The 16,517-nt window shown below is 38.7% G+C and carries 19 protein-coding genes; 9 read left to right on the top strand and 10 right to left on the bottom strand.

The window, feature by feature from the left end; genetic code table 11:
* Positions 1 to 102 precede the first annotated feature (102 nt).
* Together MKX80_RS01395 and MKX80_RS01390 are read left to right on the top strand one after the other, a co-directional pair.
* On the top strand, positions 103 to 609 hold the full coding sequence (locus MKX80_RS01395; RefSeq protein ID WP_268316691.1) for a DUF1648 domain-containing protein: 507 nt from the start codon (positions 103 to 105) through the stop codon (positions 607 to 609).
* A 103-nt stretch (positions 610 to 712) separates the two neighbouring features.
* Complete coding sequence (locus MKX80_RS01390) at positions 713 to 1,060, top strand: hypothetical protein (protein WP_154999367.1); 348 nt, start codon at positions 713 to 715, stop codon at positions 1,058 to 1,060.
* Between the two features lie 57 nt (positions 1,061 to 1,117).
* On the opposite strand, the gene MKX80_RS01385 is transcribed toward MKX80_RS01390, so the two are convergent.
* Positions 1,118 to 1,990, bottom strand: a complete 873-nt coding sequence (locus MKX80_RS01385; protein WP_268342550.1) for an SDR family oxidoreductase — start codon at positions 1,988 to 1,990, stop codon at positions 1,118 to 1,120.
* 165 nt (positions 1,991 to 2,155) lie between these two features.
* On the opposite strand from MKX80_RS01385, the gene MKX80_RS01380 reads away from it, so the two are divergent.
* Positions 2,156 to 2,929, top strand: a complete 774-nt coding sequence (locus tag MKX80_RS01380; RefSeq protein WP_268324771.1) for a class I SAM-dependent methyltransferase — start codon at positions 2,156 to 2,158, stop codon at positions 2,927 to 2,929.
* Between the two features lie 24 nt (positions 2,930 to 2,953).
* On the opposite strand, the gene MKX80_RS01375 is transcribed toward MKX80_RS01380, so the two are convergent.
* The 3 genes from MKX80_RS01375 to MKX80_RS01365 form a co-directional block, all read right to left on the bottom strand.
* Positions 2,954 to 4,237 (bottom strand): MFS transporter, encoded by a 1,284-nt coding sequence (locus tag MKX80_RS01375; protein WP_268315795.1) that lies wholly within the window; start codon positions 4,235 to 4,237, stop codon positions 2,954 to 2,956.
* A gap of 1,144 nt (positions 4,238 to 5,381) precedes the next feature.
* A complete protein-coding gene (locus MKX80_RS01370; RefSeq protein ID WP_268342549.1) occupies positions 5,382 to 6,035 on the bottom strand; it encodes an O-methyltransferase in 654 nt (217 codons plus the stop codon).
* Positions 6,032 to 6,364, bottom strand: a complete 333-nt coding sequence (locus tag MKX80_RS01365) for a hypothetical protein (protein ID WP_268293124.1) — start codon at positions 6,362 to 6,364, stop codon at positions 6,032 to 6,034. The genes MKX80_RS01370 and MKX80_RS01365 overlap by 4 nt, the downstream gene beginning before the upstream one ends.
* A 358-nt stretch (positions 6,365 to 6,722) precedes the next feature.
* On the opposite strand from MKX80_RS01365, the gene MKX80_RS01360 reads away from it, so the two are divergent.
* Complete coding sequence (locus tag MKX80_RS01360) at positions 6,723 to 7,607, top strand: alpha/beta hydrolase (protein WP_154999360.1); 885 nt, start codon at positions 6,723 to 6,725, stop codon at positions 7,605 to 7,607.
* A gap of 108 nt (positions 7,608 to 7,715) precedes the next feature.
* On the opposite strand, the gene MKX80_RS01355 is transcribed toward MKX80_RS01360, so the two are convergent.
* Entirely contained in the window at positions 7,716 to 8,057 is a 342-nt protein-coding gene (locus tag MKX80_RS01355; protein WP_326232548.1) for a helix-turn-helix domain-containing protein, read from the bottom strand.
* 114 nt (positions 8,058 to 8,171) lie between these two features.
* On the opposite strand from MKX80_RS01355, the gene MKX80_RS01350 reads away from it, so the two are divergent.
* From MKX80_RS01350 to MKX80_RS01340, 3 genes are all read left to right on the top strand, one after another.
* A complete protein-coding gene (locus tag MKX80_RS01350; protein ID WP_268342548.1) occupies positions 8,172 to 8,627 on the top strand; it encodes an NAD(P)H-binding protein in 456 nt (151 codons plus the stop codon).
* Between the two features lie 305 nt (positions 8,628 to 8,932).
* Positions 8,933 to 9,103: a DUF255 domain-containing protein gene (locus tag MKX80_RS01345; RefSeq protein ID WP_268332663.1), complete on the top strand. Its 171-nt coding sequence runs from the start codon at positions 8,933 to 8,935 to the stop codon at positions 9,101 to 9,103.
* A gap of 76 nt (positions 9,104 to 9,179) precedes the next feature.
* The gene (locus tag MKX80_RS01340) at positions 9,180 to 10,685 is read left to right on the top strand and encodes a recombinase family protein (RefSeq protein WP_339227787.1); all 1,506 of its coding nucleotides are present in this window, start codon (positions 9,180 to 9,182) and stop codon (positions 10,683 to 10,685) included.
* A 103-nt stretch (positions 10,686 to 10,788) separates the two neighbouring features.
* Here MKX80_RS01340 and MKX80_RS01335 read toward each other — a convergent pair whose 3' ends face one another.
* The gene (locus tag MKX80_RS01335; protein WP_268308647.1) at positions 10,789 to 11,979 is read right to left on the bottom strand and encodes a tetratricopeptide repeat protein; all 1,191 of its coding nucleotides are present in this window, start codon (positions 11,977 to 11,979) and stop codon (positions 10,789 to 10,791) included.
* A 302-nt stretch (positions 11,980 to 12,281) separates the two neighbouring features.
* Here MKX80_RS01335 and MKX80_RS01330 point away from each other — a divergent pair, with 302 nt between their 5' ends.
* Positions 12,282 to 13,418, top strand: a complete 1,137-nt coding sequence (locus MKX80_RS01330) for a Rap family tetratricopeptide repeat protein (protein ID WP_268308649.1) — start codon at positions 12,282 to 12,284, stop codon at positions 13,416 to 13,418.
* Positions 13,419 to 13,647: 229 nt separating this feature from the next.
* Here MKX80_RS01330 and MKX80_RS01325 read toward each other — a convergent pair whose 3' ends face one another.
* Entirely contained in the window at positions 13,648 to 13,866 is a 219-nt protein-coding gene (locus MKX80_RS01325) for a hypothetical protein (protein ID WP_268351017.1), read from the bottom strand.
* 111 nt (positions 13,867 to 13,977) lie between these two features.
* Here MKX80_RS01325 and MKX80_RS01320 point away from each other — a divergent pair, with 111 nt between their 5' ends.
* The gene (locus MKX80_RS01320; protein ID WP_268332667.1) at positions 13,978 to 14,526 is read left to right on the top strand and encodes a hypothetical protein; all 549 of its coding nucleotides are present in this window, start codon (positions 13,978 to 13,980) and stop codon (positions 14,524 to 14,526) included.
* A gap of 28 nt (positions 14,527 to 14,554) precedes the next feature.
* Here MKX80_RS01320 and MKX80_RS01315 read toward each other — a convergent pair whose 3' ends face one another.
* From MKX80_RS01315 to MKX80_RS01305, 3 genes are read right to left on the bottom strand one after another with little or no spacing between them, the layout of a single operon-like run.
* Positions 14,555 to 14,938: a cystatin-like fold lipoprotein gene (locus MKX80_RS01315; RefSeq protein ID WP_268332668.1), complete on the bottom strand. Its 384-nt coding sequence runs from the start codon at positions 14,936 to 14,938 to the stop codon at positions 14,555 to 14,557.
* Between the two features lie 56 nt (positions 14,939 to 14,994).
* Positions 14,995 to 15,501, bottom strand: a complete 507-nt coding sequence (locus tag MKX80_RS01310; protein WP_268351016.1) for a hypothetical protein — start codon at positions 15,499 to 15,501, stop codon at positions 14,995 to 14,997.
* 11 nt (positions 15,502 to 15,512) lie between these two features.
* Positions 15,513 to 16,499 (bottom strand): lysozyme family protein, encoded by a 987-nt coding sequence (locus MKX80_RS01305; protein ID WP_339227783.1) that lies wholly within the window; start codon positions 16,497 to 16,499, stop codon positions 15,513 to 15,515.
* Positions 16,500 to 16,517: the final 18 nt, after the last annotated feature.

Genomic DNA, 16,517 nt, shown 5'->3' with positions numbered 1-16,517 from the left:
AACATTGCCCGGACTCACCGCAAATATACCCAATTCCAGCAGGCGAAAATCCCGAACTTTTTCATAGGTCAAATCGTATTTAAAACTAAGGAGGGGTTACATATGCCAAACAGAGCCGACGGTTCTAAGATCAAAATTGAAAAAACAAAAGGGGAACGGGTTTGGAACGCATTTGGCTATTTCTTTTACCTAGGATCGATCATCTTTTTGGTCACTGTCTGGGGATCGCTCCCCGAAAAAGTGCCCGCACACTACAACGCACTCGGTGAAGTGGATCGCTGGGGGTCAAAATGGGAACTTTTCATTTTGCCGGGAATCGGATTACTTATCCTTCTGTTCATGCAGTTCTTAGAAAAGCACCCTGAGATTCACAACCATCCAAAGCGCCTGAATGAAACAAACGCCGAACACTTCTATCTGCTTAGTCGAAAGTTGATCAACCGCTTAAAAAATGCATGCTTAATTATTTTTTCTCTCATATTAATTGAATCCGTGTCAATCGCTTTAGACTGGGGAAGCGGATTTGGCGGATGGTTTCTTCCGATTGCCTTACTCGGCACTGTCATGCTTGTGGTCATAAGTGTAATACAGCAAAGGAAAATCAAATAACGGTCAGGTGCATATTTGTGAAGATTGTTAATCAAAAATGGCCGTCCCCTTTCCGGTTTTGCTCCGACAGATTTTTATTTGATAATAGAAAAGGAGGTATTCGATGTTCGAAGCAATTATTCTATTTATTTTAGGGGTCTCGGTTCTCGCAGCCGGCTTTTTATCTTTAAAAAGGGAGCTGTCGACTGAATCTGTTTCTATATCTTCCACTAATGAAGCTAAATCCGAATTAAAAAAAATGTTAGATGATCACGGCTGGTTTTACCTGACCGGTATCGCCCTTTTCATGCAATTTATATTTCGCGGATTTCACTTTACATTTGATCACTTTTTTTATGCCCTCATCATTAGCTCTGGAATCCAGTCGATATTTTACTTATTTAATAAAAGGAACTTGGGCTATAAAGTATGCGCGGTGATTGTGGTGAGTTTTTTAGTTATCTATCTTTAAAAAAAGAGTGATGAACACTGTAACTTTGTTCATCACTCTTTCGAATGCTATTGATCATTATTTCTCTTCTGAGACTTTTGCAACGATTTGGGCCAATCCTTCTTTAATTGGAGTGACCGGACGGCCGAGCACTTTTTCAAAATCATCGCTTTCGACTTCAAGTGTGCCTTCACGAATGCCTTTTTGGATTTCGACAACCATCGGAATCAGAAAATCCGGCACACCCGCATTTTTCATGATATCGCGATAGGCAGCATCGTCAACATGCTGAACGGGAACTTCTTTGCCCAATACTTCTCCAAGGGCTGAAGCGATTTCTTCCTGGGTTAATAATTCGCCTGAAAGTTCGTAAACGGTGTTTTCGTGGCCTTCGCCGGACAGAACCGCTGCCGCTGCATCCGCGTAATCCTGCTGCAGCGCCCAGCCCACCTTGCCATTCTCTGCTGATGTCACCCAAGGGGCTCCCGCCAAAACACCTTGAATACTCGACATTTCATTTTCCAAGTACCAGTTATTGCGCAAGAAGGAGTATGGAATCCCCGTTTTCAAAATCGCTTCTTCAGTTGCTTTGTGAGTCGGCGCAAGGAAGTTTTTGCTTTCGCGGGCATTCGCAATGCTCGTATAAGCGATAAACCGAACTCCCGCGCGTTCTGCGGCAGCTACCGCATTGCCGTGCTGCCGGATTCTCGTCTCATTGTCTCCATCCGCAGAGATGATCAGCAGACGGTCAATGCCTCGAAATGCGGATTCCAATGTTTCCGGGCGGTCAAAATCCCCTTTGCGCACATCGACTCCGCGCGCCCGCAGCGCTTCCGCTTTTTCCGGATTGCGCACGCTGACCGCCAGCTGGTCCGCCGGTACAGTTTCCAGCAGTTTTTCCACAATTTTCGATCCTAATTTTCCGGTTGCCCCCGTTACTAGCATTTTCATATTCGAATTCCTCCTGAATGTTTTAATCTGATCTGTAACAAATTTCGTTACACTTGATGTAACTATCATAATTACATATAGGCTGATTTGTCAACAGGAATGTCTTTCACTTGGCTAAAATGAAATGTGAATTGTGTTATGATCATGTCAAAAGGAGGAAGTAATATGAGAAAAAACGCCGGTACTGAAGAAGCGATTCAAAGATGGAACCGGTTTGCAGATAGCTATGCCGCCAGCCATACTGAACAAGGCGATATACATAAAGAAGTCTTTTTGAACCCCGTCATCTTTTCTCTCATTGAAACGGTGAAGAATCAAAAAGTGCTGGATGCCGGGTGCGGAGAAGGATATTTAAGCAGAATGCTGGCCGCCCGAGAAGCCGTTGTAACGGCTGTTGACTACTCGCCAAGAATGCTCGAGATCGCCAAGGAAAGAACGCCTGACGAATTACACATTCATTATCAGCACGGCAATTGTGAAAACTTGCATTTTTTAGATGATCAAAGCTTTGATATCATCATATCGAATATGGTCATCCAAGACCTCGCAAATGATGAAAAAGCATTTCAAGAAATGCACAGGTTATTAAAAGACGGAGGATGCTTTATTTTTTCAATTTTACACCCTTGTTTCGTCACCCCGGAAAGCGGATGGGAGAGAACCAAAGACGGGCAAAAGCTCCATTGGAACGTTGATCGGTATTTTTACGAAGGCGCATATGAGCAGCCGTTGGGCGGTGAGGAGAAAATGTTTCTTTTTCACAGAACGCTGACAAGCTATATCAATACGATCATCAAAACCGGCTTCCAATTAGAAGCGATCGAGGAACCAAGACCGTCAAAAGAGATGCTGAAAAAGTACCCTTCATTTGAAGAAGATCTCAGGTGCCCCGATTTCATCGTTTTTAAATTAAGAAAGGTCGGCGGCTCTGTCCGATAGGCCCCGTATAGATGAGGCCTTTTCCTACCCTTTTTGAGTGTCTGTTTTTCTTCGCGACCAAATGACGGCTGGAATCAGAGCCAAGGATAACAGCCCTCCCGCCAAAGATAATGCGGCATAGCTTGAATGAGCGACAACCATTCCGGAAAGAGCCCCACCGGAAGCTCCCGCCAATGCGATCAAAACATCAAGCGTTCCTTGCACTTTCGCACGTGTTGAAGGCTCAGTCGAATCGATAATTTGAGCAGTTCCGCTGATTAATCCAAAGTTCCATCCCAATCCCAGCAGCGAAAGGGCAACGATCAATAAAACGAGCGAATCACTGGGAGCCAGCGCCGCCACTGCACCGGCGAGCAGCAAGGTCACTCCTGAGGCGATGCTCATGGCTGTCCGGCCAATTTTATCAACAAGAACCCCTGTGACAAGTGACGGAAGATACATTGAACCGATATGAAAACCTATCACGATCCCGACATCTCCTAAGCTGTGTCCGTGGTGTTGCATATGAACGGGCGTCATGGTCATAATCGCAACCATCACAATTTGAGTAAGGACCATAACAACGGCACCAATTGTAATCCCCTTTTGATCGTCCGAAGCACCGACAGACTTCGATTCGTCTGCTAATTTATTTTCTTGTCTATACGTTTCAATTTTTTTAGCAATCTCCAACGGATCCGGCCGAAGCAAAATATAAAGCACAAGCCCTGCCAGAATAAAAGCTGCCGCCGATAAAATAAACGGTCCCGCAAGTGATGGAACGCCGATGATCGAAGCAAATTCCCCCATGACATCCACCAAATTGGGACCCGCAACTGCTCCAAATGTTGTCATCACCATTGTGACGCTGATCGCTTTAGCCCGCTGCTTTTTATCAGCCAAGTCAGTGCCGGCATACCGCGCCTGCAAGTTAGTCGCTGTGCCTGCTCCGTAAATAAGCAGGGAAACGAACAACAATATGATGCTGTTGGTCACAGCCGCAACAACGACCCCGATTGCGCCGATCCCGCCGACCATAAAGCCGGCAGTTAAACCCGTACGGCGCCCGTAACGCTGAGAAATCCTTCCGACGACGAAAGCAGCTCCTGCTGATCCTAAAGTAAATAAGGCAGAAGGGACTCCTGAAAACGCATCCGTCCCAAGCATTTGCTTTGCTAAAAGGGCGCCTACCGTAATCCCGGCAGCCAGCCCCGCACCGCCGAAAATCTGCGACAGACTCACGATGATTAATACTCTTTTGTACAATCTCTTTAATTGATCCGGAGAATCTATGTAACTCTCAACCGTATGATCAGAATACCCCGCCACCTCAACACCTTCTTATTTAAAATTTGTCCCCGCATTCAAACCCGGCGGTTCCTTTCGTTTATGAATAGTTGAATTTTACTACAAAAGCACCTTTTGTCAATTTGTTAAGGGCATGTCCCCTTCAACATTTTATGAACTGAATTTATCCATATTCCGATTTTAGATTGTGGCGGCATTTCGGGCATTAAAAAAACTAGTCACCCAATCAGTAACTAGCCAGATGATGTTCTTTTATTTTCCGACTTGCGACAACTATTAAATCTTCCTATTTACACTTGTTACACAAAATTTCGTGAGCAAATTTGGATAACACTCTATCTAAAGGACCGACAGGCATCCGCCTTTTATTCGGCATTCTAATAGCTACAGTCATCTCATCATTTTCATTTATTTCTTTTCCACATCGAGAACATTTTAGGTTTACGTCCTTAAAAAAACCTTTAAAAGAAGCCGTCATATTAAAACCTCTATCCTGTACATTTTAAGTAATCCCAGCAAACAAATTTAACGTTATTTTTATTCCTATACTAGCTACTCTACTGTATTAAAGTTGGAGCCCATATGGTATTTATTAATTCCTCAATCGAATAAAAATCTTTCAAACTAAGTAGTGCTAAAACGATGATTCTCGAAGCGACTACTGCAATATGCTTTATTATTTTGTTTTAAAAGTAAGTTCATAATATTCCCCCCACTTTTTTGTATTTCGCCTTTCCGAAAATCAAACATTTTATTTAGTTTTATGTTTAAAATAAACATGAAATTGCAAACCTGTATTTCCCATAACTTACCTTTCAACATGTCTTCTCAACATAGAAATTATTCTATTCACACAAACTGTGTACTTCAAAATCCCCCCAATAATATGGGGTTCAAAGACCTTTAAATCCCAGACCAAAAATAATAATACAGCGACAACAGCAACCCTATCGAAGATATACTTAACACACCCACGATCTTATTGGCGGTATCCTTCAAGAGAAGAAGCGAAGTGAAAAAAAGATTGTGCTTTGAGCATTTGCTATACGTCCTACCAATTTTCTTACTGGAAGACCACTCCTATATGATTGGATAGTTTAATCTTCTATTAAAATACAGTTTTAGCACCATTATTTGCTCTTTAACAAGATTACAGTAATCAAACTCAGTCGCAAACCGGTTCTGTTTTCACTCTTGAAACGGTCATCCCATCGCCGATCGGAATCAAAATGGATTCTAATTGAGGATGATTAGCGACAGTTTCATTGAAGTCCTTCATCAATTTCGTATATCGTCTCGGTTCAGTCCCCTGACCTGCTACACTTCCGCCTGCAAGTACGTTATCGGCAACGATTAAAGCGCCCGGTTCCGCCAATTTGATGCAATACGCCAGGTAATGTTCATAATTTCCTTTGTCTGCATCGATAAAGAAAAAATCGAATCGCTTTTGATTGCCGGCTAATGTTTCAAGGCTTTCCAAAGCCGGTCCTGTCATATACGATACCTGGTTGCCGAATCCCGCTTTAGAGAGATTGCTGTGTGCCAGCTCGGCGTAGCTTTCTTTTAATTCAAGAGACGTCAGTGTTCCTTCTTCGCCAAAGCCTCTTGCAAGACAAATCCCGCTATAGCCTCCAAGTGCGCCGATTTCCAAAACGCGCCTGGCTCCGGAAATCGATACAAGCATCGTCAGGAGCTTTCCGGCGGAGGGAGACACCGAGATCGAAGGCATCCCGTTCTCTTGAATAGACGATAGAACTCCCTCCAAAAGAGCGTCATCACGAGTAAACACGGCATCAATATAACGATTCACCTGTTTCATTCCGGTTCATCCCCCTTCTCATGATGACTTTCAAGCGTTTCCTCATTGTTTTCCGTCATTTCACTTTCGTGTATTTCAAATAATTGACTAAATTCATTGATGACCATATCAATAGCTTTTAATTCACCGACTAAAATCGGCTGAATCGATTGAAACTCCGGCTGTTCCAGCTGCTGCTTAATGGTTGAGCGCTTCAGATTCATCATGTCCAAAAAAGCAATCGCCCGCCCGCGGCGGAACGTTTTCGGCCCGCGGTGCTCCAGCTCGCCTTTCCCTTTATGACGCCCGCCCCGATGGTTCCCTTCTCTCTTAAATTCCTTATGTTTCATGATTCATCACCTTACTTTGTATATTTGACGCTTATTGTATACAAACGTATACAATATGTCAATTTGAAATAATCAAAAAGCAATCGATTATTATAAATAAACTATCGAATCATCCGGATATTTTCCGCATCGAATCAACGGGAAATGCTTATATCTATATTATTCAAAATAAACAAGGTAATGGAATGCACGCCAAATCTGTTACACCAAAATTCCAATACTGTTATAATAAAAGAAACCGTGTTTTATAGGTTTTTTGACTAATTATTAAATCTGTATTATATTATTATTATAATCTGTTATACACACAAAACTTCTTTAAAACGACATTTTAAGCAGGATTGGGAGGAAAAATTTTATGACTAACCATTCACCTATTATTCCAAAACTAAGCGACAGCGGCATTCGCTATTTTCAAGCTTATGATGAAAGCCTTGGTCTTTGGCCCGTTCACTTCAATGCTTTTTACGTATCTACCCGTTTCGGCCAAACGCATATTATTGCAAGCGGGCCCGAGGATGCCCCGCCGCTTGTATTACTTCATGGCGCATTATTCAGCTCCACTATGTGGTATCCCAATATCGCGGATTGGAGCAGCAAATACCGAACATATGCAATCGATATCATAGGTGATAAAAACAAAAGCATCCCTGCAGACTCATGCAGTACGAGAGCGGAGTACGCCGATTGGCTTCTTGATGTGTTTGACGCTCTGGCGATCGAGAAGTCGCATATGGTTGGACTTTCGCTTGGCGGCCTTCATAACATGAATTTCATTTTACGTGCGCCGGAGAGGGTAGAAAGCGCAGCTATCCTTAGTCCAGCGGAAACATTTTTGCCGTTTCATCACGATTTCTATCAATACGCTATTAGTCTCACAGAGCCTGATGGAGTAGAGAGTTTCTTAAAGTGGATGATGGCGGACCGTAATGTGTTACACCCGGTTTTTGCAGAGCAGTTTCATGCAGGCGTAATGTGGCAGGATGGATTAAGACAGCCAAAGCCTAACGCCGACGGATTTCCGTATGTTTTCACCGATGACGAATTAAAATCAGTAAAAGTCCCTATTCTATTATTGCTGGGTGAACATGAAGTCATCTATGACCCTCAATCAGCCTTACATCGCGCCTCAACATTCGTTCCTGGTATTGAAGCGGAAATCATAAAACAGGCAGGCCACGTTTTATCAATGGAACAGCCTCAATATGTAAATGAACGTGTATTACGTTTTTTCAGTAAATAAACCACAGTCTTGTAGTTTTGTAAGAGAACCTCAATCGTTATTCTTATTCTGGAAATTTTTATTAATATAGAAATAGAGTCTCTTAGAGGCTCTATTTCTTTTGCGGGATTAATAATTAGATTCAGCCTGCTCCGCATAGAAAGCCCCCCACTCAGACAAAGTGCTTAAAATCAGCAAAAGGCTTTTGCCCATTTCAGAAAGAGAGTATTCTACCTTAGGCGGTACTTGATGATGAACAAATCGATTGACTATACCGTCCTCTTCCAATTCCCTCAGCTGCTTTGTTAATATTTTTTGCGTAATTTGCGGTAAAGCTCTTTTTAATTCGCCAAAGCGCATATTTTTTTCGCCTAAATACCACAAGATGAGTACTTTCCATTTACCCCCTATCAGCTTCAATGTCAATTCTATTGAACATCTATACTCGTTATCCTTGTATTTCACCGGCACTTGCTTCCCTCCCCAGATTAGTATCAAAATGGATACTGCATGTCACAAAAGTGCCTACTTGTTATTTTATACCATAGTTCTTATGATAGTATCAAAACAACGGAGGTGCAGGCTATGTACGTGATTACAGGGGCAACTGGACGAACAGCCTGTGCAGTTGCAAACTATTTATTAGACAAAGGAAAGCCGATCAGAGTAATTGGCAGAAACCCGGAACGCTTACAGCCGTTTGTGCGTAAAGGAGCTGAACCGTTTGTCTCTGAACCAGGAGATACAACAAGACTAATGAAGGCTTTTACCGGCGCGAAAGCTGTCTACGTGATGCTTCAGCCTAATTACATTGTGACGAGCACTGATTTTCGTGCTTACCAGACTCGCATTATCAATGCATTAATCCCTGCTCTGGCACAAACAAAAGTTAAGAATGTTGTTTCTCTCAGCAGTTGGGGAGCAGATAAAGAAAAAGGCACCGTACCGGTAGCAGGATTACACTTGCTCGAACAACGCCTGAATCAAATAGAAAGGGTAAACGTTTTGCACTTACGGGCTGGATACTTCATGGAAAATTGACTTTCACAAATACAAAACATTTTAATTCATGATGCTGCAAAAGGTCCTTTTCTCCCCGATGTCCAGTTGAAGAAGAATCTTATAGTATTGATAACAATCTCTGTAAACTTTCAAGATGAAACCCTCTCAATACAATATTTTTTGAGAGGGTCCTTCACTAACTCGCCTCAGAATGAGGCGTTACGTTCGAATGAACGTATAATCAAATCATTTATTGAAAAATCCGATTATTTTACAAGTATTTTTTTATTGAAGTGTGGTAAGTTAAAACAAAGAAATTACCATAAGCGAAAGAAGGTGATCCCATGCCCTCTAAAGATAAACCCAATAGATTAATCAATGAGAAGTCACCATACTTACTTCAACACGCCCACAACCCCGTCGACTGGTTCCCTTGGGGTGAAGAAGCATTCGAAAAAGCGAAACGCGAAAACAAGCCGGTTCTGGTCAGCATCGGCTATTCGACTTGTCATTGATGGCATGTTCATATAGCTACCCATATAAAAATATGCTACTCTATCAATATACTCTATTACTCAAAAGGTGATGCCATTGAATTTAAAAGAGAGAATCAAACGTGTAGCAATTTACCTCAGAAAATCTCGAAATAATGAAGGGGAAGAATCAGAAGAAACACTCGCAAAACACAGAAAGCGCCTTTTAGACATTGCCAAGAAAAACAATTGGAATTATGAAATTTTTCAAGAAGTCGGAAGCTCAATGGATAACAACCGAGACGAATATAAGAAAATGATTCATAAACTTAACGATGGAATTTTTGATGCCGTTTTATCTGTTAACCTTGCTAGGGTTACAAGGGATGACGCAGAAACACCTAAATTTATGAGTTTACTTCGACAAGAAGACATTCTTTTTGTTACTGATAGTGAAAGGATTTACGATTTAGAAGTTCAAGAGGACTGGCAAGCATTAAAATTTACGGGATTCGTTAACAACTGGGAATATGAAAACATCAAAGCGCAGCTAAGAAAAGGAAAGAAAGACAGCGCCAAAATGGGAAGATGGTCGAACGGTACACCAAATTACGGATACATATATAACCGGCTAGAAAGAAAGTTAGAAATAGATGAAGAAAAAGCCGAAGCAGTGAAATTGGTATTCCAAATGGCCATAGGTGGAATTGGAGCCGATAATATTGCTGTCGCTCTAAATCAACTTGGTTATCGCACCAATAGAGGAAAATTTTTTCACGGCCAAAGTATCACGAGAATGATTCGTTCACCTATATACAAAGGTCGGATTGTTTCTAATCGTCTAAAAGGAAGAAATGAATACCACGGCAAAATAAGACCCAAAGACCAATGGATTATTGCTGAAAACGCTTCACCCATCATAATTGATGAAGATACTTGGGACAAAGCAAATAAAGCTTTAGACAGCAGAAAACTTTTGAGTCCAAGAGCAAGAATGCAAAAGCACGGATTATCCACTTTAATAAAATGCGGTATATGTGGCAAAGCTCATACTATTTCACGAAGAAGCGACAGAGGCGGAATAAGAGTTATTCAATCATGTCGAAAAGTCGACCCGCTCGGAAAAAAGTGTAACAACAGCGGGATAATGTATGACGTAATGATGGAACTTATAATTGACAACATTAGAGAAAAAAGAAAACAAATAGCAGATGAGATTATGAATCTCAAAAATGATAAGCCCGACATAGAAATGCAAGAATTTAAAATAAAACGGACCAAGGAACAAATAAGGAAAATAGAAAAAGCACTGGAAATTATCCAGATACAGCTCGAGGAAGGGCTTATTGATCTAAAACAATTTAGAAACAGAAGAGAAGAACGAAATAACCAACTTCTCAATCTTAAATTAGAACTTAACCGCTTAACAGAATCCAGCCCGAAGGACGAGGTAAAGTCCAAACAGTCCTTTCTCAAAAAAATTGATTCATTCCTTCAAAATTGGAGGGAATTAGATGACACCGACTTGAATAAAGAATTAATGACTTTTATAGATCAAATCATTTGGCACAGCCCAAGAGATAGCGAATCCCCTCCAACCATGAAAATTTACTGGTTAGAATAAGTACAAAGTGAGCCTTTTTATTTGGCTTACTTTTTTTGTTCAGGTAGCCACCCTATCGGCTAGTTGTAAACTGTCATTTGAATATTTACCAGAAACGAAACCATCATACACTAAAATACCCCACCCTATTAGGATGACTGACAAGAAGATTATCAATTTGTGCTTCACTGATCAACTCTCCTTTTTGAATTTCTTTTCTAGCTGCGACAACTCTTTTATAATATTTCGAAGATCGAGCAATGTCTCCTCTCTTCAACAACACCTCACCGACTTCAAAAGCAAATTCATCAATATCTCCAAACATTTCATGTGATTCAAAAAAATCAAAAGCCTCATCTATTAAATCATAACACTCTTCACTCAAATATAGACCTCTCAACAAATTAAATTTAGCTATATATTCCGAATTATCAGTCTTCAGAGCGAGGTTAAACCCTTTTTCATAATACGAGTCCCCAGCCTTAAAATCGCCTGCTTTACACATCACATGTGAAAGATTAAATATCGTTTTGAGAAGATAAGGGTGATACTCCTTCTCAAAAAACCTTAGAGCAATTAATAAATTTTCTTCTGCTCTCTCGTACAAGCCCTCAGCATTACAACAAATACCTATGTTTAAATGCGAAACAGCTATAAGATCACTTCTATTAATATCTCGCGCAATATTCAGTGATTCCTCAAACTTCAACATGGCCTTTTCATGATCCAACAAATCAATTAAATTACCAGCAATAACAAAGTTGCAATAAATTGTCTTATCTAAATGTGTTTCATATTTATTGTAAATCAAAATGGCTCGCTCAATATAATCAATAGAATAATAAGTTTGTTTCATATAGTAATAAACTTCTGCCATTTTGTAATAAAATTCAGCATGTTCAATTTCATCATCTACAAATTCAAGGGATTTTTCAGCTCTCCTATACGCACTTATAGCCGCAACTAACTCTTTTTGCCTAAAATCATACATACCCATGAAGAAAAAATAATAGTAGTCCAACATACCATTTAAATGTCCCTCATGCTCTTTTAATGATTCATAGGCATTTCTTAAATCATCTTCATTTTTTGCTTGAATATGACTCACCATCAATTCATGCCTAAAATCTAAAAGCTGGTGGTAATAAATAAACTCCAAATTGCCATTAATGCTCCCTATTAAATATTCAACCTCTTTTTTTAATCTCTCAGCTTTTTCATCAAAGTTATTTTTTATTGCTATATACCATTCATTAAGTTTCTTAGTAATCACGCTATATGAAGTTTGATTCTCATAGGACACACTTCCTCTCAAGAAAAAATTCACCTCATTCCGGAAAAGTTGCACGCCTTTAGATAAAATGTATTATGACAGATGACTCAAACCCACGAAAGGGCATAAAGTAATAGGGATTTCATTACATAAGGTATAAAAGTATTAACATTAGTTTTTTGTTGGATTTCAAAAGAGGAAACAGTCCCCTTTTTCTTTTCTCTACTCTTTATTCATTTGCGGGATACCGAAAAAGTTTGGTTTAAAACTTTCAGAATTAAGGAAATATGCTATCATATACAATATATGGATACAGAGAGTGAGGACATGGAAGGGGCAAAATTATGAAACAGAAAATTCCGTCAGAGAATGTTGCTGTTAAGCTTAATGAATGGTATTCCACAATACGCAAAAATCAAGTGACAGATGCGGAGTTTATTAAATCCGAAATAAAACATGAACTTGAGCAAATGGAAGAAGACCAAAACGTTTTGTTATATTATTCTTTGCTTGAATTCCGCCATAATCTGATGTTGAAAGACTTGAAACCGAACAAAGCAGCAGACATATCGGAATCATTATCTAAAATCGAAGCAAAGAAGGAAGACCTGCAAAACTCTCAAGTCGATGAATTGATTAACTATTATTATTGGTTCTTTAAAGGGATGTATGAATTTAAACAACAGAACTTTAACACAGCAATAACTTGCTATAAAATCGCCGAAAAGAAATTAGCCTTTGTTAACTGCGAGGAAGAAAAGGCTGAATTTTATTATAAATTATCTGAAATTTACTATCATTTAAAACAAAACTACATCTCCATGAATTATGCAACGATGGCTCTTGACACTTTTAAAGCCCATGAAACTCTAACAGAAAAAGAAATTTATTGTTACTTTGTAATAGCAGGAAATCAAGTTGACACAATGAAATATAAAGAAGCCTTGGAAACTCTAAAGGCAGCTTTAAATAAAACAAAAACAACTAACAACATTCACTTATTGGCATCTGCTCACTTCAATTTAGGGAACTGTTATTTTTATTTGAATAAATTTTCAGAATCATACGAACATATACAAAAGTCTCTAGCTATTTTTAAAGAAGAAAAGTCAGCATATGAAGCAAAAGCTTTATTCCAATTAATGTACGTTTGTTTGAAACAAGAAGATTACGTCGAAGCATTAAACCTCTATGAACAAGGTATAAAGTCTTCTCGTGTTATAAATGACAAACCCCATGAAATACAGCTTAACATCTTGAAAAAAATTTACATTGATCATGGTTCTACAGAGGAAGAATTTAAATATCTTGAAAGTAAGGGATTGTATCCTGATATTGAAGAAATGGCCATAGATGCGGCTGAACATTATAATAAGATTGGAAAATTAGAAGAGTCGGTCGAACTTTATCGAAAAGCAATTAAGGCAATGAACATCAACAAAAAGGGAGGAATCGGCCATTTTTTACCGAAAAGCAATTAATGTAATGAAAATTGATGAAAAAGGGAGTTGTTTTAAATGATGAAGAAATTTTCAATAGGAATGATTACTGTATTATGTCTAGCTGCTTTTGTAACGATCTCAAGCAATTTCGCTCATTCGTCCGAATCACACCAGATTGCAGGCAGAATGATTACATCATCAGTGAACATAGATGAAAGCACATTAACTTAAAAAAAGCAGGCATATGCCTGCTTTTAAATTTTTTTGATTATAAAACCTGAGTAAATAAACAATAAAATGAGTACAAGAAGGCTAAGACTCCCACGATTAAATTAAATGTATTTAGTTTCCCTTCTTTTTTCCACATCATAAAGAAAAGACCAGTACAAAAAAATCCTATGAACCAACCAATCGAAATTTGTGCAGCAGCTAAAACGAAACCAATAATCCCTATAACTTGAATCGCCCTATGCGCAAATTCATTCACAAAATATTACCACCTTTGTAAATTTTTAGATTGAATATTATTTATTTGTCCCTTTTTGTATGATACCATAAATTAGAACTCAAAAAAATTCAAGGGGAGGAATATTTGGTAATGAAAAAGAAACTGTTGGTTCCATTATTGTCCGTATCTCTATTAATTGGAATTGCTTCGCCTTTTGCTAGTGCAAAAACAGCAAGCGCAAGCGAGCAACCATCTAAAGAAGTTAATAGAGAACCTGAGGTTGTTCTTGTTAAAACCATTAATTATGATGACGACGGAAATCCAATTGTTTTACCTGGCGAAAGTATTCTCAGAGTTAATGAAACTGCGAACGTTCAAGATGTTGATGTAGCAAGTAGTTGGAAATATTGGCGTACAAACAAGTATTCTAATAAAATTGTTTGGACTTCTATTTCCTCTGCTTCGGCCGCATTAGGAGTCTATTTGAAAATCCCACATCTATCACTTGCTGGTATTGTAGGAAACTGGATTATCGCTAATAAAGGTAGTTGGATTTACTACACAGATAAAAAATATACGAGAATGTCAGGCTATGTCTTTCAAATAAAACACAATGTCACTTGGTATAAAGACAAAAAACGCACAAAGAAACTGCAAACTCAAGTTTACATTACCAATGATTACGGTGGCATGAAATAACATAAAAGCAGGCATATGCCTGCTTTTACTAATTCTCTAATTTCGTTTCTTTCCCTTTCACTTCTTCATAATCTGGTGTTTTCTTATCTAACCCTAAACGATCGCCCTTCCCGTCACCTGGCATATGATCTAGTTTTTGATAAGATTCTCCGCTTTTTTCATAATATTTAAATGTTGATAATTCACGACTATGGTTTTTCATATAGAAAGCAAACTGTATATACTTTCCTCTGTCAAAAACCCGAATTACAGCATTATCCCTAGTAAAGTCCTCATTATCAGCATTCATTTCCTTTAAGGATTTCTTTTCTTGACTTATCACTTTATCAATTGCTTCATCATACTTATTTCCACCGCAAGCAGTTAATGCAAACATCATGATTAGACTAAGGAAAATAAAAACGTGTCTCAAAATAGCTTTCCCCTCCTTTATCAATTATATATAATTTTTTCTTGTTTTTCCACATTTCATCCATTCCCTTTAATTTGAACATCATCAACCAACCATTCATTATTTATTTTTTTCAATGTCGTCTGAACAATCAACGTTTGATTTGTCGTAACAGAATTCGCTGTAGTAGCCAACTCCACAACATTCAAAAACAATTCACTTGATTCATCAATATTCTTTGAATAACTTTCTAAAGAAAGCAATTCACTTTGTACACTGACTGTATGATTTTCATTTGTACGGGAAGGAAAAGCATAATCCAATCCCTTTTTAGTTGTCAGCTTCTTCACATCATCAAAGCGCTTATCTGCATCAGAATAATTAAAAAACGCTTCAAAAAATGCCTTATTTTTAGAAGCGCTGCCGTCTATCTCTTTCTGATTCATTTTTTTAATATTCACTTCTAAAATTTGATTTTTCTCAGTCAAATTTTTAACCTTCAAATCCTGTTGTCTATGAACAAAAAAAGAAGTTATTATAAGCACCAAAACACAAACCAAAGCCCATAAAACATGTGTTTTCATTTTTTCACTCCTTAAAAGTTTATTCTTCCAAAAGAAACTAGGTGCTTTCGCCAGTAACCAGCTTTCAAATCTGAATATTCAACCCCGCTGTCATTTGAATTAAACATTTTTCCACCCCCCACATAGATTCCCACATGTGTAATGGCTTTGCCTGCATAAGTACCGCCAAAGAAGACAAGATCGCCGGGTTTTGCCTGTTTTTCATTAATTCTTTTAGTTGCTGAATATTGCTCTTGCGCTGTTCGTGGCAGAGATATTCCAGCTTTAGAATATGACCACTGAACCAAGCCAGAACAATCAAAACCAGTTTTAGGATTCGAGCCGCCCCAAACATAAGGCCGCCCTTCATATTTCAACGCTTCCTTCATAATCGCCTCATAACCATCTATAGAACCGTCTACAGGTTTAACACCTCCCGATCCTTTCAGATAGCGCATAACATGATCTACATAGTCAGGATCACCATAACTTCTCCATCCCATTTTAAGTGCCTGTATACGGCTAAATTCTAAGGCCAGTTTTTTTGTATATTTGCCACCATTTTTTTTAACATAATCAATGAACCCCGAACCAAAATTATAAGCTTGTAAAGTAAGTTTAATGTCTTTTCCAGCTTTTATATAAACCTTTTTAAAATGTTTAATACCGACCCTTATTGATTCTTCAGGGTCGGTTATTGTGTTTGGCGGTAGCCCAATACTCTCAGAACTTTGCATAATATCTAAATAGCGCCCACCACTTTCTTGCATGGTGAGCGCCATAATAACATCTACCTGATCAAAAATCCCTTCTTTACGGGCGTATTTTTCAAACACTGCCCTAAAGCGTTCAACTTCTGGACTAATCCCATTAGAAACATATTCACTATCATTCCCACCTATACTATCATTATTAGTATTATTTTTATTGCCTGCTATTATTGCGGCAATGACAATAAACATGATTAGGAATAATAGAATAGGTGAGGAAAACAAGAACCCTATAAAAATCTTTTTCAAGACAACCTCCCCTTTTTA

Source organism: Bacillus sp. FSL K6-0972, from assembly GCF_037976035.1.
Classification (GTDB): Bacteria; Bacillota; Bacilli; order Bacillales; family Bacillaceae; genus Bacillus; species Bacillus haynesii.
The sequence above is the reverse complement of the archived record's forward strand: the minus strand, read 5'-3'. Positions and strand labels throughout refer to the sequence as shown.